General features: G+C 72.8%; 13 protein-coding genes and 2 tRNA genes. 11 read left to right on the top strand and 4 right to left on the bottom strand.

Annotated features, from left to right (window positions below; genetic code table 11):
- Positions 1 to 3 precede the first annotated feature (3 nt).
- The 5 genes from CP977_RS12725 to CP977_RS12705 all read left to right on the top strand — a co-directional run bounded on the left by CP977_RS12725 (position 4) and on the right by CP977_RS12705 (position 5025).
- Positions 4 to 1071 carry a 2-aminoethylphosphonate ABC transporter substrate-binding protein gene (locus CP977_RS12725; protein ID WP_167308932.1) on the top strand — a complete coding sequence of 356 codons (1068 nt, stop codon included), beginning with the start codon at positions 4 to 6 and terminating at the stop codon, positions 1069 to 1071.
- 134 nt (positions 1072 to 1205) lie between these two features.
- A complete protein-coding gene (locus CP977_RS12720) occupies positions 1206 to 2759 on the top strand; it encodes an alkaline phosphatase family protein (protein ID WP_062755363.1) in 1554 nt (517 codons plus the stop codon).
- Between the two features lie 78 nt (positions 2760 to 2837).
- Positions 2838 to 3617: an HAD-IIA family hydrolase gene (locus tag CP977_RS12715; protein ID WP_062755365.1), complete on the top strand. Its 780-nt coding sequence runs from the start codon at positions 2838 to 2840 to the stop codon at positions 3615 to 3617.
- A 95-nt stretch (positions 3618 to 3712) separates the two neighbouring features.
- Complete coding sequence (locus tag CP977_RS12710) at positions 3713 to 4363, top strand: hypothetical protein (protein ID WP_062755367.1); 651 nt, start codon at positions 3713 to 3715, stop codon at positions 4361 to 4363.
- Positions 4360 to 5025: a class F sortase gene (locus CP977_RS12705; protein ID WP_372460629.1), complete on the top strand. Its 666-nt coding sequence runs from the start codon at positions 4360 to 4362 to the stop codon at positions 5023 to 5025. Before CP977_RS12710 ends, CP977_RS12705 begins: the two co-directional genes overlap by 4 nt.
- Before the next feature lie 58 nt (positions 5026 to 5083).
- On the opposite strand, the gene CP977_RS12700 is transcribed toward CP977_RS12705, so the two are convergent.
- Positions 5084 to 5157: transfer RNA gene (locus CP977_RS12700), tRNA-Lys, on the bottom strand.
- 184 nt (positions 5158 to 5341) lie between these two features.
- Between CP977_RS12700 and CP977_RS12695 the strand changes: the two genes are divergently transcribed.
- From CP977_RS12695 to CP977_RS12685, 3 genes are all read left to right on the top strand, one after another.
- Positions 5342 to 6832, top strand: coding sequence for a peptidoglycan-binding protein (locus tag CP977_RS12695; RefSeq protein WP_152370116.1), 1491 nt, complete (start codon positions 5342 to 5344; stop codon positions 6830 to 6832).
- A 1016-nt stretch (positions 6833 to 7848) separates the two neighbouring features.
- Positions 7849 to 9504 carry an SPFH domain-containing protein gene (locus CP977_RS12690; protein WP_229991639.1) on the top strand — a complete coding sequence of 552 codons (1656 nt, stop codon included), beginning with the start codon at positions 7849 to 7851 and terminating at the stop codon, positions 9502 to 9504.
- Between the two features lie 189 nt (positions 9505 to 9693).
- Positions 9694 to 10287 (top strand): lytic polysaccharide monooxygenase auxiliary activity family 9 protein, encoded by a 594-nt coding sequence (locus CP977_RS12685; RefSeq protein ID WP_062755374.1) that lies wholly within the window; start codon positions 9694 to 9696, stop codon positions 10285 to 10287.
- Positions 10288 to 10366: 79 nt separating this feature from the next.
- On the opposite strand, the gene CP977_RS12680 is transcribed toward CP977_RS12685, so the two are convergent.
- Both CP977_RS12680 and CP977_RS12675 read right to left on the bottom strand, forming a co-directional pair.
- A tRNA-Lys gene (locus CP977_RS12680) sits at positions 10367 to 10440 on the bottom strand.
- Between the two features lie 76 nt (positions 10441 to 10516).
- Positions 10517 to 11275 (bottom strand): IclR family transcriptional regulator, encoded by a 759-nt coding sequence (locus tag CP977_RS12675; RefSeq protein ID WP_062755376.1) that lies wholly within the window; start codon positions 11273 to 11275, stop codon positions 10517 to 10519.
- 526 nt (positions 11276 to 11801) lie between these two features.
- Between CP977_RS12675 and CP977_RS12670 the strand changes: the two genes are divergently transcribed.
- Both CP977_RS12670 and CP977_RS12665 read left to right on the top strand, forming a co-directional pair.
- A complete protein-coding gene (locus CP977_RS12670) occupies positions 11802 to 12872 on the top strand; it encodes an LLM class flavin-dependent oxidoreductase (RefSeq protein ID WP_062755378.1) in 1071 nt (356 codons plus the stop codon).
- Positions 12873 to 13127: 255 nt separating this feature from the next.
- Positions 13128 to 14813, top strand: coding sequence for a glycosyl hydrolase family 18 protein (locus CP977_RS12665; RefSeq protein WP_062755380.1), 1686 nt, complete (start codon positions 13128 to 13130; stop codon positions 14811 to 14813).
- A 147-nt stretch (positions 14814 to 14960) separates the two neighbouring features.
- Here CP977_RS12665 and CP977_RS12660 read toward each other — a convergent pair whose 3' ends face one another.
- The gene (locus CP977_RS12660) at positions 14961 to 16823 is read right to left on the bottom strand and encodes a putative bifunctional diguanylate cyclase/phosphodiesterase (protein WP_152370115.1); all 1863 of its coding nucleotides are present in this window, start codon (positions 16821 to 16823) and stop codon (positions 14961 to 14963) included.
- A 326-nt stretch (positions 16824 to 17149) separates the two neighbouring features.
- On the opposite strand from CP977_RS12660, the gene CP977_RS12655 reads away from it, so the two are divergent.
- Positions 17150 to 18433, top strand: a complete 1284-nt coding sequence (locus tag CP977_RS12655; protein ID WP_372460630.1) for a M6 family metalloprotease domain-containing protein — start codon at positions 17150 to 17152, stop codon at positions 18431 to 18433.
- The last annotated feature ends 28 nt before the right edge of the window (positions 18434 to 18461 follow it).

The raw sequence follows: 18461 nt of genomic DNA, 5'->3' as shown, positions 1-18461 counted from the left end.
GTCATGCGTACCCTGCTTACACACGCCAAGCCGGTCGCCGCCCTCACCGGCGCCCTCGTCCTCGCCGCCTCCCTCACCGCCTGCGGCGGCTCCTCCGACGCCTCCGACGAGAAGGTCGTCACCGTCTACAGCGCCGACGGCCTCAAGGGCGAGGCGGGCGACGGCTGGTACGACAAGGTGTTCGCGGACTTCGAGAAGCAGACCGGCATCAAGGTCAAGTACGTCGAGGGCGGCTCCGGCGAGATGGTGCAGCGCGCCCTCCGCGAGAAGAGCAACACCCAGGCCGACGTCCTCGTCACCCTGCCGCCCTTCATCCAGCAGGCCGGCTCCAAGGGCCTGCTCCAGGCGTACGCGCCGCAGGGCTCCGACCGGGTGGACGGCGCCGACAAGGCGCCCGACGGCACCTGGACCTCGATCGTCAACAACTACTTCGGCTTCATCCACAACAAGAAGGAGCTGCCCACCGCCCCCAAGTCCTGGGAGGAGCTGCTCGACGCCACGTACAAGGACCGGCTCCAGTACTCCACCCCCGGCGTCGCGGGCGACGGCACCGCCGTCCTCATCAAGGCCATGCACGACTTCGGGGGCCGCGAACCGGCCATGGAGTACCTGAAGAAGCTCCAGGCCAACAACGTCGGCCCGTCCTCCTCCACCTCCAAGCTCGCCCCCAAGGTGGACAAGGGCGAACTCCTCGTCGCCAACGGCGACGTCCAGATGAACTTCGCCCAGTCCAAGTCCATGCCGAACCTCGGCATCTGGTTCCCGGCCAAGGGGGACGGGAAGCCCACCACCTTCGCCCTGCCGTACGCCGCCGGCCTGGTGAACAAGGCCCCGCACGCCGAGAACGGGAAGAAGCTCCTCGACTTCCTGCTGAGCGAGGGCGCCCAGCGCGAGGTCAGCGCCGTCGGCGGCGGCTTCCCGGCCCGCAAGGACGTCAAGCCCACCGACGCCAACGCCCTCGCCCTCGGCAAGCTCCTCGAAGGCGTCGAGGTCTTCGAGCCGGACTGGGCCGACATCGACGAGAACCTGACGACGTACGTCGACGCGTGGAAGTCCGCCACCGGAAGCTGAGAGTTCACCGTACGGCCCCTGGAACGCCCGCGCGGATCGCGGAAGGATAACGGGTACGGACCAACTGCCTCGGAAAAGAAGGGGGTTGGCCCGTACCCGCATCTCTTCCACGGACTTCCACGGAGGACTCCGACATGCCGATCACCGGCATCCCCCGCCGCACCGTCCTCACTGCCGCCGGTGCCACCGCGGCCGTCGCCGTCACCGGACTGGCCGCCGCCCCCGCCGCCCTCGCGGCCACGAACGCCACGACCGCCGCTCCGACGCTCCCGAACGGCACCAGCAAGGACAAGGTGCTCGTCGTCGGCATGGACGGCCTGCGGTACGACCGGATCGACGCCGCCAAGGCCCCCACCCTCAAGTCCCTGATGGCGAACGGCACCTTCGGCCGCTCCCTGCTCTACGCCAACCCGATGGCCGCCACCTCCTCCGGCCCCGGCTGGTCCACGATCTCCACCGGCGTCTGGCCCGACAAGCACGGCGTGAAGGACAACACCTTCGCCGGGAAGAACTACGGCCGGTATCCCGGCTTCCTCGCCCGTCTGCACCAGGTCCGCCCCGGCCTCTCCCTCTTCGCCGCCGTCGACTGGCCCGAGCTGGACACCCACGGCACCGTCACCCCCGGCGCCGACGCCAAGCTCGTCTACGACAACAACTACGTCGTCAACGACAAGGTGATCACCGACGCCACCGAGGACGTCCTGCGGAACCAGAACCCCGACGTCCTCTTCGTCTACTTCGGCGAGACCGACGAGATCGGCCACAACCACGGCGCCGCGCACAGCAAGTACCTCGACGCCATCGACGTCCAGGACGCCTACCTGGGCCGGCTCCTCGCCGCGATCAAGGCCCGTCCCTCGTACGCCTCGGAGCGCTGGACCGTCATCGTCACCACCGACCACGGCCACACCGACGCCGGCGGCCACGGCGGCTCAGCCGTCGAGGAGCGGCGCACCTTCGTCCTCGCCCAGGGCCCCGGCATCGCCGCCGGCGCCCGCCCCATCGACACGCGCCTGGTGGACGTCGCCGCCACCGTCTTCCACCAGCTCGGCATCGTCCCCGACCCGTCCTGGGGCCTGGACGGCAAGCCGATCCAGGAGCGCTCCACCGACCCCTTCGACACCCTGTACGGGTCGCTGACCGGCCGCGTCGACGAGACCGGCATCCCCGCCGGGGTCCTCGGCTTCACCCGCACCCCGCCCAGCGGCTGGTCCGTCATCGACAACGCGATGGGCACCGGCGGCGTGACCGAGTGGCGCGGCTGGTCCTTCGCCACCGACGAGTTCTGGTCCCGCACCCAGCGCGACCAGTCCCGCGAGCTGAACGTGCGGGCCCGGGGCGTCTTCGCCGTCGCCGACTCCGACGAGTGGGCCGACAAGTCCTTCTCGGGGACGTACGACTCCACCCTGGTCACGCCCGCGCACAGCGTCTCCGGCGCGTCCTCGGTCACCCTCGGCTTCACCACCCTCTACCGCCAGGAGGGCTCCCAGACGGCCCAGGTCCTGGCGAGCTTCAACGGCGGCACCCCGACCGTCGTCAAGAGCTACACCGCCGACGTCCTCTCCCAGCCCCAGTCCCTCACGGTCCCGGTCCCCTCCGGCGCCTCCACCGTGAGCTTCCGCTTCCGCTACACGGGCTCCAACAACTGGTACTGGACGATCGACGGGGTGAAGATCACCACATCCTGATTAGGCTGTGGGCGTCGCCACAGCGCAGTCGCGGCGCCCCAGCACCCGTACGACATGCACGGCAGGAGTCCCGCACCCATGGCAGAGCGCAAGCCGATCGAATCCTGGCTCACCGACATGGACGGCGTCCTCATCCACGAGGGCGTGCCGATCCCCGGCGCCGACGCGTTCATCAAGAAGCTGCGGGAGACCGGGAAGCCCTTCCTGGTCCTCACCAACAACTCGATCTACACCGCCCGCGACCTGCACGCCCGCCTCTCCCGGATGGGCCTCGAAGTCCCCGTCGAGAACATCTGGACCTCCGCCCTCGCCACCGCCAAGTTCCTGGACGACCAGCGCCCCGGCGGCACCGCGTACGTCATCGGCGAGGCCGGTCTCACCACCGCGCTGCACGACATCGGCTACGTCCTCACCGACCACGACCCGGACTACGTGGTGCTCGGCGAGACCCGCACGTACTCCTTCGAGGCGATGACCAAGGCCGTCCGGCTCATCAACGCCGGGGCCCGCTTCATCTGCACCAACCCCGACGAGACCGGCCCCTCCCTGGAGGGCCCGCTGCCCGCCACCGGCTCGGTCGCCGCGCTCATCACCAAGGCCACCGGCAAGGAGCCGTACTTCGCGGGCAAGCCGAACCCGCTGATGATGCGCACCGGGCTCAACGCGATCGGCGCCCACTCCGAGTCCAGCGCCATGATCGGCGACCGGATGGACACCGACATCCTGGCCGGTCTGGAGGCGGGCATGCAGACCTTCCTCGTCCTGACCGGTCTGACGACCACGACGGAGGTGGACCGCTACCCGTTCCGCCCGTCCAAGGTCGTCGACTCGATCGCGGACCTCGTCGACCGCGTCTGACCTGCGGGAAGGGACCCGGTCCGAACGCCCGATCGGGTCCCTCCGGATGCGGAAAGCACCGGAACGGGTGACCCTGGCAGCACCAGGAGGTCACGATGCGTTCAGGTCCCATTGCTCTCCGTGCCGCAGGGGCGGCCTTGGTGCTCGTCCTCGCGCCCGCGGCCGGCGGCGCGCACGCCCACGACGGGGTGCGGGTCACCGTCACCCCGTCCACCGCCTCCCCCGGCGGCGACGTGGACGTCCGGGTCGAGGGCTGCAAGGGCACGGCCGGTGCCGCGAAGTCCCGGGCGTTCACCACCGAAGCGAAGCTCGTCGGCCGGGACGGCGGAAAGCACCCGATGTACGGCGACGCCACCCTCAGGTCCGGGCTCGCCGACGGTACGTACGAGATCGGCGTCTTCTGCGACGGCCACGAGCACCACGACGCCGGCGCCGTACGGGTCGAGCGCCGCGAGCCGACCCACCGGCCCACCCACCACCCGACCCACGAGCAGCCGACCCACCACGCGACCCCGGTCGCCCCGGTCCGCGCGGGCGGGGGCGGTGCCGCCGCCTTCGCCGCGCCCGCCGCCCCCGGCGTCGCCCAGGCCGTCGGCGAGGACGGCCTCGGCACCCCGTACACCGTGCTCGGCCTCGGCCTGGCCGCCCTCGCCGCCGTGGCGGTCGCCCTCCGCAGCTCCCGCCGCCGCACCGACGGCTCCTCCGGCACGGGTACGGGGACGGGCGCGAGCACGGGTACGGAGTGACGGTGCCGTCCGGCCCCCGCCCGGCGGGCACCGGGCGACTCGTCACCGGCACGGCCTGGGCGCTGCTCTTCCTCGGCCTCTGGCTCTGGGGCGGCGGGACGGTCGAGGGCTCCCTCGGCAGTTCGGGGCCGACCACCGGCGACATCGCCGCCGTCGGCCGCCCGCCCGGCGCGGAGCTGCCCCCGGCCCGCGCACCCCTCGCGCCCGCCGAGCCCCGGTGGATCGAGGTCCCCTCGCTCGGCGTCGACGCGCCCGTGGTGGCGCGCGGCCTGGACGCCACGGGCGCCGTCGACCCGCCGCCGTTCGCGACGCCGGGCACGGTGGGCTGGTTCGGCCCCGGCACCCAGCCGGGCGCGGCCGGGGCGGCCCTCTTCGTCGGCCACGTCGACACCGAGACCCGCCCGGCCGTCTTCTACGGCCTGAGCGCGGCCCGCCCCGGCGCGAAGGTCCTCGTCACCCGGGCGGACGGCTCGATCGCCGAGTTCACGGTCGACGACGTCCAGGTCTTCCCGCGCGAGGACTTCGACGCCACGAAGGTCTACGGCCCCCGCGAACCCGGCCGCGCCGAGCTGCGCCTGATCACCTGCGGCGGCACCTTCGACCGCGAGGCGGGCGCCTACACGGCGAACGTGGTGGTGTCGGCGTACCTCACGGGAGGCTGAGCGACCCGAGGAACGACCAAGGCCCCCTCACCATCGGTGAGGGGGCCTTGACCTTGCGTGCGCCGCCAGGGACTCGAACCCCGGACCCGCTGATTAAGAGTCAGCTGCTCTAACCAACTGAGCTAGCGGCGCCTGCTGACAGAGAGAACTCTACCCGACGCGAAGGCGTGCTCCTGACCAATAACGGTCGTCCCCGGCCTGTCGGACGGTCGTATCGGTCCTTCGATCCGTCAAAATGTGATTTATCGGAACAGTTGTGACATTGGGGCCCCTGAACGACGGTCGAAAGATCTTGACGAGTGTGGAGGGGAATCGCATGAGCGTGCCGATCTTCGAGGAGTTCGAACCGGCGGCCGACTGCGCCTGCCCGGGCTGCGCCCGGCAGCGGCGCGACCTCGCCCTCGGCCTGCCGGTCCGGTCGGGCGGCCACCCGGCGGCCCACGGCGCCCGCCGCGCCCTGGTCCTGGTCACGGCGGCGGGGGTGGTCCTGGGCGGCGCCGGCGCCGCGACCCCGCTCTCCCGCCCGACGGGGGCACCGACGGACACGAAGCCGTCCGACACGCCGCCGCCCGGCGACGCGGCGACCGGGGTGACGGTGGACGTGGACGTGGACGTGGACGTGTCGGTCGGCGTGTCGGACGCGGGAGGGACGGGCCCGGAGGAAGGCGGGGCGACGCCCTTGGACCCCACTCCCGTCACCGCACCCGTGCTGGCCCCCGCCCCCGCCCCCACCGTCGGGCCCGACACGCCGCAGGGCGGGCGGGGGCCGCTGCACGGCGCGCCGGGCCCCGGCCCGACGACCGGCCAGGCCGCGACCGACACGCTGCGGCCGACGACCCGTGCCGAGATCATCGACCGCGCCAAGCTGTGGGTGGCCGCGCAGGTCCCGTACTCCATGGAGAAGTACTGGACGGACGGGTACCGCCAGGACTGCTCCGGGTACATCTCCATGGCCTGGAACCTGCGCAACAACGAGTGGACCGGCAGCCTCGACCGCTTCGGCGAGAAGATCGACCGCGCCGACCTCCAGCCCGGCGACATCCTGCTCTTCCACAACCCGGCCGACCCGAACCGGGGCTCGCACGTCACGATCTTCGGCGGCTGGACCGACTCCACGCACACCTCCTACACCGCGTACGAGCAGACCAAGCCGCGCACGCGGAAGAAGACGACGCCGATGGCGTACTGGGAGCACTCCGACCGGTACGCGGCCTACCGCTACAAGGGCGTGGTGAGCGGCGACGGCACCGGCGCCGGGGGCGGGGAGACGACCGCGGTGCCGCCGTTCCCCGGCGCGGCGCAGTTCGGGCCGGGGAAGAAGAACGCGCACGTCACCCGGCTCGGGCAGCTGCTCGTCGCGCGCGGCGGCAAGAAGTTCTACGCCGTGGGGCCCGGCCCGCAGTGGACCGAGGCGGACCGGCGGGCGACCCGGGCGTTCCAGCAGGCGCAGGGGTGGAAGGGCAAGGAGGCGGACGGCCTGCCCGGGCCCGACACGTGGGAGCTGCTGGTGACCGGCAAGGGCCGGAGCATCGGCGGTTCGAGTGGTTCGGGCGGTCCGAGCGCGCATGCGACGCCCTTTCCCGGGCGTGGCTACTTCCGTCCGGGCCAATCCAACGCATATGTGGAGAAGCTGGGCGAACAACTGGTGAAGCGGGGCTTCGGCAAGCACTACCTGTCGGGGCCCGATCCGCGCTGGACGGAGGCGGACCGCCGCAACGTCGAGGCGTTCCAGCGGGCACAGGGCTGGCGCGGCGGAGCGGCCGACGGCTACCCGGGCCCGGAGACCTGGCGGCGCTTGTTCCGATGACCCCGAGAGCATGAGGTGGACCCCGAATGACGGCACCGACCCCGAACCCCGCGGACTCCGGCGCGGCGGCCTCGCGCGACGCGGCCCGCACGGCGAGACGCCTGACGGACGGCACCCTTCCCCGCACGACCCCACCCCGCACCCCACCGGGGGACCACCAGCCCCAGCCCCCGACCGATACACCGGCCACGGCGCCGACTGCCCCGCCGAGCCCGGCGCCGACCGGCCCGCCGCCCTCGGCGCCGACCGATCCACCGGCCCCGGCCGCTTTGTCGGCTCCGCCACTGGCCGGTTTGTCGGCCCCGGCGTCGGACGTCCGCACGGCCCCGGCACCGGCCGGCCCGCCGGCTCCGGCACCGGTCAGCCCGTCGGGCCCGGCATCGGCCGATCCGTCGACCCCGGCATCGGGCGACCGACCGGCCCCGGCCGGTCCGTCGACCCCGCCGCCGGCCGACCGGACGGGCCCGGAGCCGACTGCTCCGGCGACCTCGGCGGCCGATGCCCCGGCGGCTCCGGTGACCGGTGCTTCCGTGGGCCGGGCGTCCGAGGCTTCGGTGGTCCCGGTGGCCGGTGCTTCGGCAGGTCAGGCGTCCGATGCTGCGGCGGCTCCGGTGACCGGTGCTTCGGCAGGTCAGGCGTCCGATGCTGCGGCGGCTCCGGTGACCGGTGCTTCCGTGGGCCGGGCGTCCGATGCCTCGGCGGCTCCGGTGGCCGTTGCTCCGGCGGGCCGGTCGGCCGGTGTTCGGGCGGCCTCGGTGACCAGTACTCCGGCAAGCGCGGCAGCCGGCGCCCCGGCGGCCGGTACTTCGCCGGGCCGTGCGACCGACACTCCGGCGGTCCCGGTGACGGGCACCCCCTCGGGGCCGAAGGCCGACGTCCCGGCGGCGGGGGCTTCCGCTCCGGCGGGCGGGTCGGGTGGCTCCGTTTCCGGTACGGAGTCGGGTACGGGCGCGGGTTCCGCGTCCGGTACGGCTCCGGGATCCGCCCCGGCGGCCGGATCCCCGGCCGCCACCGCCGTGCGGACGGCGGTCCGCACCTCCCCGCCGAAGGCGGACGCGTCGGCTTCCGCCGAGAAGCCGGCCCGTACGTCCCCGCCGGGGGAGTCCGCCGGGTCCCGCCTCGCGGGCGCGGCACCGGCGGTGCGCGTGGAGCTGCCGACCCGTACCACCCCGCGGGCGACGCCGACCCCGACCGCCGGGGCACCGGCTCCCGCCGCCCCGGCGAAGGCGAGCCCCGCGTCCGGACCGGCAGCCCCCGACAAGGAGGCCGGTAAGGAAACCGGCAAGGAACCCGGCAAGCAAAAGGGCGCCCCCGCCCCCGCGTCGCCGGCCGCGCGGAGCGGCACGGCCCCGGCCCCGGCGGACGGCCGCCCCGCCCCCGCGTCCCCCGCAGCCCCCGAAGAGTCCTCCGCTCCCGACTTCGGGCGGATCAAGGGCGCCCGTGTCGCCACCGTCGCGCTGCCCGTCGCCGGGGTGGTGCGGGTGGCGCGGCGGAAGAACGTGATCGGGACCGAGACCACCGGCTCCATCCCCGTACACCTGCTCTTCCGGGACGAACCGGAGACCGCCGCGGCCCCCGGCGCGAAGGACGACGACGGGGGTCCCGACACCGTCGCCATGGCCGCGCCCACCGCCCCGGGGAGGACCCGAGGGCCCGGCATCCCGGGCCCCTCGAAGACCCCGGCCCCGGGCCGTACCGGCGCGGCGGCGAAGGGCAGGGCCCGGCACGCGGCCCCGCCGCCCTCCTCCCGTCCGGCCCCCACCGCCGACCCCGCGCTCGTCGAGCGCCCCGGGTCGGTGCTGCCCGGCTGGGCCGGGGTGGTCGGCGGGGCCCTGGCGCTCGCCTGGTGCGCGGCGGTCGTGTGGTGGACGGGCGCGGTGCCCGACGAGGCGGCGCGGATGCTGCGGCTGCCGGTCCGCCCGTACTACGGCGTCCACCTCGGCCAGTGGGCCCTGCTCGCCCTCGGCGTCGTGGCCGTGCTCTTCGCGTTCGGCGGCCTCGGCCGGGGCCGGGTCGGGTACGCCTGGGTCCTGACGCTGTTCGGGGACTACCGGGGCACGGTCCGCCGCACCGGCCTGATCTGGGTCAGCCCGCTGCTGCTGCGCCGCCGGGTGGACGTGCGGCTCCGGCACTGGCGCAGCGAGCCGCTGCCGGCCGTGGACGCGCGGGGCACGGCGCTCGACGTGGTGGTCCTGGTGGTCTGGCGGGTCCGGGACACGGTCCGCGCGTCGCTCGGGGTCGACGGCCACGAGGAGTACCTGCGGGAGCAGGTGGAGGCGGCGATGGCCCGGGTGCTCTCGCAGCTCCCGGCGGACGCGTTCCACGAGGACGCCCCGACGCTCCGGGACGCGGAGGCGGTCGGCGAGGCCCTGACGCGGATGCTGTCGGCGGAGTGCGCGCCGGTCGGTCTGGACGTCTTCTCGGCGCAGCCGACGCGGATCGAGTACGCCCCGGAGGTCGCGACGGCGATGCGGCGCAGCCGGATCGCGGCGCTCGACGCGAAGCACCGGGACACCGTCCTGACGTCGGTCGTGGACGCGGTGGACGACGTGGTCCACCGGCTGACCAGTCGTGGTCTGGTGGAGCTGGACGACTACGAGCGCAAGACGCTGGTCAAGGACCTGACGGTGGCGTTCTACACGGGAAGGGCGTCTTCCGCCGAGGGCGCCTGAAGGGATGGACAGCGCCAAGTTCCGTCCATACCTTGTTACTTGGTCCAGACCAAAATGCGTCACCGTCGTACGGCAAGAGGCAAGGAACCGAAGAGCAGGGAAACACCCGCACCATCCGTACGACCCGTACGACCCGCACGCGTGCAGCACGGCCCGACAGAACCCCCCCACGTTCTCTGGAGCGACAGCATGCGCAAGAAATCCATAGGCGCGACGGCGGTGGCGCTCGGCGTCGCCGGCGTCACCCTCCTCGGCACCGGCAGCGCCGGCAGCCACGGCTACACCGACTCGCCGATCAGCCGCCAGAAGCTCTGTGCCAACGGCACCGTGTCCAACTGCGGCAACATCCAGTGGGAGCCGCAGTCGGTCGAGGGGCCCAAGGGCTTCCCGGCCGGCGGGCCCGCCGACGGGAAGATCTGCGCCGGCGGCAACGGCCCGTTCGCCCAGCTCGACGACCCGCGCGGCGGCACCTGGCCGGCGACGAGCGTCACGGCGGGGCAGAGCTACAACTTCCGCTGGCAGTTCACGGCCCGCCACCGCACCACCGACTTCAAGTACTACATCACCAAGAACGGGTGGAACCCGAGCCAGCCCCTCACCCGGGCCGCCCTCGACCCCCAGCCGTTCCTGACCGTCCCCTACAACAGCCAGCAGCCGCCGGCGACCCTCTCGCACTCCGGGAACCTCCCGGCGGGCAAGTCGGGCCGCCACCTCATCCTGGCGGTGTGGACGGTCGCGGACACCGCGAACGCCTTCTACGCCTGCTCGGACGTGAAGTTCTGACGCCCGGGCGCACGTAGTCCAACCCCGCACGAGCACGACGAAGAAGCCCCCCGCTTCCGCGAGGGGCTTCTTCCGTCGGTGCGCCGCCAGGGACTCGAACCCCGGACCCGCTGATTAAGAGTCAGCTGCTCTAACCAACTGAGCTAGCGGCGCCTGCTGACGGAGAAAATACTACCCGGTCCCCCGGGGTGCTCGTGACCGCCCGCCCCGGCGGCCCCCGGGAGCGGGGTCAGAGGGCCAGCGAGAGGACCACCGGGGCGGCCCTGCGGTTGAGCGTGTCGGCCGCCGCGCGCAGCCGGTGGGCGTGCTCGATCGGCAGGGAGAGCGCCAGGCAGCCCACGGACGCGCCCGCCGTCAGCGGCACGGCCGCGCAGACCGTGCCCACCGCGTACTCCTGGAGGTCGAGCACGGGGACGGTGGCCGGCTGGCTGTCGAGCTTGGAGAAGAGGATCCGCTCGCTGGTGATCGTCCGGGAGGTCAGCCGGGCGATCTTGTGGCGGGAGAGGTGGTCGCGCCGCCCGTTCTGGTCGAGCTGGGTGAGCAGGCACTTGCCGACGGCGCTGGCGTGCGCCGCCGAGCGGAAGTCCACCCACTCGTTGACCTTGGGCGTGCGCGGGCCGTCGGCGAACTGGGTGATCTTGACCTCGCCGTCGATGTACCGGCTGATGTAGACGGCCGCGCCGACGGAGTCGCGCAGCTCGGTCAGGGTCTCCTGGAGCTTGGCCTCCAGGGCCTCGCGGCGGGTCAGGCCGGAGCCGAGGAGGACCAGGGAGTCCCCGACGACGTAGGCGCCGTCGGCGACCTGCTCGACGTACCCCTCGCGGCGGAGCATCAGGAGCAGCGAGGAGAGATGGGCGATGGGAAGTCCGGTCTCGCGGGCGATCTGGGCGTCGGTCACTCCGCCGCCGTGCCGTGAGACCGTCTCCAGGACGCGCAGGGCGTACTGGACCGAGTGGAACGGCGCGGTGGGCTCGGGCTTCAGCGCCACGGTTTCCCCCTACCAGGTTGTGACCGCAAGCTTTCGTACCACGATAACCGCCAAGGACCGCCCACGGGGCGCCTGTTGGCGAGAATGATGCGGAGGATCCGGGCCCTCATCTGGGACGCGGCACTCTGGCATATGCCACTGTCACGCGTGCTCCGCAGACCCTCAGGTCAGGGGCGTGTGCCTCCGTGTTCGCGCGTGCGTTCGGACCGGTGCGGACGGAAGATTTTTTGCGGGGAAGCGGACGCGGCGGACCCCCTCCCGGTGGCCGATAACGCACCGGAGGGGGGTGGCGGGAACCCGTCGCCACTCCGAGGGGGCGCGCGAAAAGCGCACGAGGAGCGCGTAAGGGGGGCGCGTGAAGGGGTGCGCAGCGGTACCGAGGAGGAGCGTGCGGCAGCACGCGGGGGCGTGCGCGGCAGGGCGCGGCAGGGCGTGCAGCGGCGCGTGGGGGGCGCGCGGAATAAGCGGAGCCCCCCTCCTGTTCTTCCCCCCAGTATTCGCACGTGTGCCGAGGAGGGCCCCGACGGTGACCGACACCATTCGAGGAGAGGCGCGGGGCACCGCGCCCGTACCGCTGTCCGTACTGGACCTGGTGACCGTCGGCAGCGGGCGGACCGCGTCCCAGGCCCTCGCCACCAGCGTCGAGCTGTCCCGGCTCGCCGAGCGGCGCGGCTTCCACCGGCACTGGGTGGCCGAGCACCACTCCATGCCCGGGGTCGCCTCCTCCTCCCCGGCGGTCATCCTCGCCCACCTCGCCGCCCACACCCGGCGCATCCGGCTCGGCTCGGGCGGCGTCATGCTGCCCAACCACGCCCCGCTCGTCGTCGCCGAGCAGTTCGGCACCCTGGAGGCCCTGGCCCCGGGCCGGGTCGACCTCGGCCTCGGCCGCGCCCCCGGCACCGACGGCGCCACGGCCGCCGCCCTGCGCCGCACCGACCGCCTGAACGAGGGCGCGGACGATTTCCCCGAGCAGCTCGCGGAGCTGACCCGGTTCCTGGACGACGACTTCCCGGACGGGCACCCGTACGCCCGCATCCACGCCGTGCCCGGTCCGGTGCAGGGCCCGAAGGGGCGCCCGCCGATCTGGCTGCTCGGCTCCTCCGGCTTCAGCGCCCGGTTGGCCGGCGTGCTCGGACTGCCCTTCGCCTTCGCCCACCACTTCTCGGCCCGGAACACGGTCCCGGCGCTCGACCTCTACCGGGACTCCTTCCGCCCCTCGGAGGTGCTCGACGCCCCGTACGCCCTGATCGGCGTCTCGGCGCTGGCCGCCGACGAGGCGTCCCAGGCCCGCCGCCAGGTCCTCTCCGGGGCCCTCGCGATGCTGCGGCTGCGCACCGGCCGGCCCGGTCTGGTGCCGACGCCGGAGGAGGCGGAGGCGTACTCCTTCAGCCCCGCCGAGCGGGAGTTCACGGACGGCTGGCTCGCGAACGTCGTGTACGGCACCCCGGACGAGGTCCGCACGGGCCTGGACGACCTGCGCAAGCGCACGGGCGCCGACGAGCTGATGCTCACGGCCAACGCGCACGGCGGGGAGGCGCGGCTGCGGAGCTACGAACTGATCGCGGACGCGTACGACCTGCCGGAGGCCGCCGGGTAAAACCTGGATTTCCGGGGCCGGTTGGTTCACGGTCGAACGACCCACGGGCCTTCCCTAAGTGAACCTTAAACCGCTCGTCACCGATGGTGGCGAGCGGTTCCGTTTTGTGCTGCGCGCCTCTGACAAGGGCTTTCTCCCGTCAATTGGTCTAGTCCTCAATCTGGTTCAGACCATTGACTCACCGTTCACGCGGCGGATATCACTGCTCCAGCTCTTGTACGGCACCACCCAGTACCCCCCATCCGGAGGCCGCACGTGCACCCCCGTAAGTCATTGATCGCCGCGCTCCTGAGCTCGGCCCTCGCCGCAGGCGCGCTCGCCGCGACCGCCGGACTCGGCTCCGCCCAGGCTGCCCCCACGTCGACCACCGCCTCTACGGGCAACGTGCGCATCGCGTACTACGACCAGTGGAGCGTCTACGGCAACGCGTTCTACCCCAAGCACCTCGACACCCGGGGCATCGCGAGCCAGCTGGACGTCATCAACTACTCGTTCGGCAACATCCACCCCACCAACCTCACCTGTTTCATGGCCAACAAGGCCGCGGGCGACGACAACAACCCCAACGCGGGTGACGGTGCGGGCGACTCGTACGCCGACTACCAGAAGTCCTTCAGCGCGGCGGACAGCGTGGACGGCGTCGCCGACAAGTGGGACCAGCCGATCGTGGGCGTCTTCAACCAGTTCAAGGAGCTGAAGGCGAAGTACCCCCACCTGAAGATCAACATCTCGCTGGGCGGCTGGACCTACTCCAAGTACTTCCACGACGCGGCCAAGACGGACGCGAGCCGCAAGAAGCTCGTCTCCTCCTGCATCGACCAGTACCTCAAGGGCAACCTGCCGGTCGAGGGCGGCTTCGGCGGACCGGGCACGGCGGCCGGCATCTTCGACGGCATCGACGTCGACTGGGAGTACCCCGGCTCCTCCGGCGGCCACCTGGGCAACCACTACGGCCCCGAGGACAAGCAGAACTTCACCCTCCTGCTCGCCGAGTTCCGCAAGCAGCTCGACGCGTACGGCGCGGCCAACGGCGGCAAGAAGTACCTGCTGACCGCGGCCCTCCCGGCCGGCCAGGACAAGATCAAGTACATCGAGACGGACAAGATCGGCGCGTACCTCGACTACGCGAACATCATGACGTACGACATGCACGGCGCCTGGGACGGCGACGGGCCGACGTACCACCAGTCCCCGCTGTACCCCTCCCCGAACGACCCGACCGACCCGATCGCGCCGGGCACCGAGAAGTACACGATCGACTCCGCCATCGACTCCTGGATCGACGGCAACCCGGCCTACGGCATCGCGGGCGGCTTCCCCGCCGACAAGCTGACCCTGGGCTACGAGTTCTACTACCGCGGCTGGAAGGGCGTCCCGGCCGGGACCACCAACGGCCTCGCGCAGCCCGCCACCGGCGGCTCCGGCGCCCGCCCGCTCAGCCAGCAGGCCGGCATCGCGCACTACAAGGAGCTCGGCGGCATCGTCGACAACGCGTCGACCACCTTCTGGGACGACCAGTCGAAGTCCTCGTACTTCTACAAGGACGGCGAGTTCTTCACCGGCCTGAACCAGAAGTCCATCCAGGCCCGCGTGGACTACGGCAAGCAGCGCGGCCTGGCCGGCGCGATGATGTACTCCCTGCTCGGCCTGGACGAGAACGCCACCCTGCTGAAGCAGATCAACACCGCGCTCGGCGGCACCACCACCCCGCCCACCACCCCGCCGACGACGCCTCCCACGACGCCGCCGACCACCCCGCCGACCACGGAGCCCCCGGCCGGCTGCGGCTCGCTCCCGGCGTACGTCGCCGGCACGGTCTACAACACGGGCAACGAGGTCTCCCACAACGGCCGCAAGTACAAGGCCAAGTGGTGGACCCAGAACGAGGCCCCCGGCACCACCGGCGAGTGGGGCGTCTGGCAGGACCTCGGCGCCTGCTGAGTGCCCGTCCCCCGCTGAACCCCTCATGACCGCTGCCCCCGCCCGGAATGTCCCTCCGGCCGGGGGCAGTTCCATGTGCGGGGACGGCCCCGCCCGGGACGTCCGCCCGGGCGGGGCCGTCGCGCGTACGGCTCCGGGGCGCGCCGCTCAGGCCGGCAGCGGCTCCGTGCCGATCAGCTCCGCGATCCGCTCCGGGGTCACCGCCCGCGAGTACAGCCAGCCCTGCCCCGTGTCGCAGCCGATCCGCCGCAGCCGGCTGGCCTGCCCGGCGGTCTCCACGCACTCGGCGGTGACCGTGAGCCCCAGCCGGTGCGCGAGCCGCACGAGCGCCTCGACGATCAGCTCGTCGGCCGCGTTGGCGTGCTCCTCGTCCTGGAAGCCGCGCACGAACGAGCCGTCCAGCTTGAGCACGGAGACCGGGAGCCGGCTCAGATAGGCGAGGTTCGAGTAGCCGGTGCCGAAGTCGTCGATCGCGATCCGCACCCCCATGTCGCTCAGCGCCTGGAGCGCCTGGAGCGGCCGGCCCGCCGAACCCATCACCGCCGACTCGGTCAGCTCCAGCTGGAGCAGGTGCGGGGCGAGCCCGGTCTCCGCGAGGATGCCGGCCACGTCCGCGACCAGGTCGGAGTCCCAGACCTGCCGGACGGCCACGTTGACGCTCACGAAGAGCGGGCGCTCGCGCGGGTGGTCCTTCTGCCACTGCCGGGCCTGGCGGCAGGCGGTGCGCAGGATCCAGCGGCCCAGCTCCACGATGGAGCCGTCCTCCTCGGCGATCCCGATGAACCGATTCGGCGGGAGCGGGCCGAACTGCGGGTGGTGCCAGCGCACCAGCGCCTCCACCCCGCGCACGGCCCCGTCGGCCAGGTCCACGAGCGGCTGGTACTCCAGGGCGAACTCCCCGTCCTCCACGGCCGGCCGCAGGGTGGAGGAGAGCGCCTGCCGGGTCATCCGGTGGGCGTTGCGTTCGGGGTCGAAGAGGGTCCAGCGGGCCTTGCCGTCCGCCTTCGCCCAGTACAGCGTGGTGTCGGCGGCCTGCATCAGGGCGGTCGCCGTCGTCCCCCGGCCGGAGCGCTCGACCACGCCGATGGAGGCGGAGACCGAGAGCCGCTGCCCGGCCAGGTCGAAGGGCTCCTGGAGAGCGTCGAGCACCGAGCGCGCCAGGTCCGTCAGCTGCTCCGTACCGGTGGAGTCCTCGACCAGGATCGCGAACTCGTCCCCGCCGAGCCGTGCCACCAGATGGCCGCCGCCGCGGGTGTAGCCGTCGCTGTCGGCGCACTCGGTCAGCCGCCCGGCGACGGCGGCCAGGAGCCGGTCCCCGACCCGGTGGCCGAGGGTGTCGTTGACCGCCTTGAAGCCGTCGAGGTCGATGTAGCAGAGGCCGATCCGCCCTGTTCTGCCATAGCCGTACGACTCGTACGACTCGTAGGACTCATGCGGCTCATGCGGCTCCCGGGGTGCGGCGGGCTCCTCCAGGGCGGCCGCGAGGCGCTCGAAGAAGAGGGTCCGGTTGGGCAGCCGGGTCACCGGGTCGTGCATCTGGAGGTGGCGCAGGCGCGCCTGGAGCTCGCGCCGGTCGCTGATGTCCGCGATCGACAGCAGGACCCGCCGGTCGCCGGGCACGGGGGCGACGGTGACCTCGGCCCACAGCGAGCGCCCGTCGGCGTGCTTGAGGCGGCGGGTGCAGCGGAAGCGGGAGCGGCGGCCGCGCAGCACCTCGCGGTACGCGTGCCAGGTGCGCCCGTCGGAGGCGAGGTCGACCAGGTCGGCGGCGGCCTGCTCGCGCAGCGCCCCGGCCTCGGTGCCGAGGAGGGCGCCGAGGGAGTCGTTGGCCGCGACGACCACGCCGTCCCGGTCGACGAGGGCCATGGCGAGCCGGGCGACCCGGAAGGCGGCGCGGTAGTCGCGGAGCTCGGCCTCCCGGCGCCCGGCGTCACGCTCCGTGAGGGCGGGCTCGGCCGTGTGTGTCTCCGCCGGCTCTGGGTGCACCGGTCCTTCGGGGGTTCCGCTCACCGCTCGCTCCCGTAGTGCAGTCGGGCCGGTCGCATTGGGACGGGACGGTCGGCCGAGGAAGAGTGAGCCGATCATAGGGCCAGGCCGGGCGGCCGTTCCAGCTCCGGGGTGCCCCCGGAGGCCGTCCGGCGCTGTGAGGATCCCCACCGGACCACCCTGCCCGATCGTTTCTGCCCGGCTCTGACACGGGTCGATGAGGAGGTGATCGATGGTGACTTTCCGTGAGGCGATTTGCTTCCGTGTCGCGTCGACACGGCACCGCGCACTCACTCGACCGGGGCAATGGAAAAGTGCGAAATTAAGCAAATCACCACAAGGTGGGTGAGGTGTCCCGCATTCGTGATCCGGAGGTCCATGTGAGGGGTCAGCAGCCACCCGGAGGAGCGGAGAGGCGCCCGCGGCTGCGTGCCGGCGCGGCCGCCTTCACCTCGCTCGCGGCCCTGGCCGCCACCGGGCTCGTCGCGGGCCCCGCGGTCGGCGTGCCCGCCGCGAACCCCTGCGTCCTGCCCCGCACCCAGGCCCACCACTCGCTCGGGCTCGACACCTGGAACGGCTCGTACCCGCGCCCGGACCGGGACCTCGACGCGGTCATGGTCTTCCTGTCCTTCCCGGACTCCGAGCCGCTCGCCACGCCGGCCGAACTCGCCGCCGACCACTTCCCCGGCACCAGCGAGTTCTTCGAGCGCGCCTCCTACGGGCGCTTCACCCTGACCCCGCACGCCCGCACGACGTGGACCCCGATGCCCCGCGAGTCGGGGGAGTACGACATACGGCGGGACTGGGCGGCCGGGAAGCGGGCCGAGTACCTGCGCGACGCGGTCGCCGCCGCCGACGCGGACGTCGACTTCTCCCGGTACGACATCGTCTACCTGGTCGCGGACCCGGACGCGCCGGGCGTGGACTCCGACGCGACCAAGGTCGTCAACCTGGAGCGCCCGCTGGAGGTCGACGGCACCGAGATCCGGCGGGTCGTCACGGTCTTCGAGCGGCACCCGCCCGACCGCAACGTCCTGGCCCACGAGACCGGCCACGTCTTCGACCTGCCGGACCTCTACCACCGGCCGGAGGACGGCAAGGGCGACTGGGACACCCACGTGGGCGACTGGGACGTCATGGGCAGCCAGTTCGGGCTCTCCCCGGACCTCTTCGGCTGGCACAAGTGGAAGCTCGGCTGGCTCTCCCGCGCGCAGGTGGCCTGCGTCCAGGGCCCGGAGTCCCGGATCGTCGCCCTGGAGCCGACCGACGCCCCGGCCGGGGACGGCGGCACGCTCGGCACCCGGCTCGCGGTCGTCCGCACCGGCCCCGACAGCGTCCTCGTGGTCGAGGCCAGGGGCGACACCGGGAACAACGCCGAGACCTGCACCGAGGGCGTGCTCGTCTACCGGGTGCGCGGCACCACCGCCTCCGGGGACGGCCCGGTCGAGGTCGTGGACGCGCACCCGCGCACCGAGGCCTGCTGGGAGCGCTCGGTCTACCCGCCGCTCGCGGACGCCCCGCTGGAGGAGGGGGAGACCCTCACCGTGCCCGGGTCCGGCGTCCGGGTCGAGGTCATGGACCGGTCGGGGTCGGACGTCTGGACGGTCCGGATCACCCCGGCGGACCGGGACTGACCCCAGCCCCTCCCGTACACGAAGAAGC

It is taken from the genome of Streptomyces cinereoruber, from assembly GCF_009299385.1.
Classification (GTDB): domain Bacteria; phylum Actinomycetota; class Actinomycetes; order Streptomycetales; family Streptomycetaceae; genus Streptomyces; species Streptomyces bikiniensis.
This window is presented reverse-complemented; position numbering and strand designations above follow the sequence as displayed.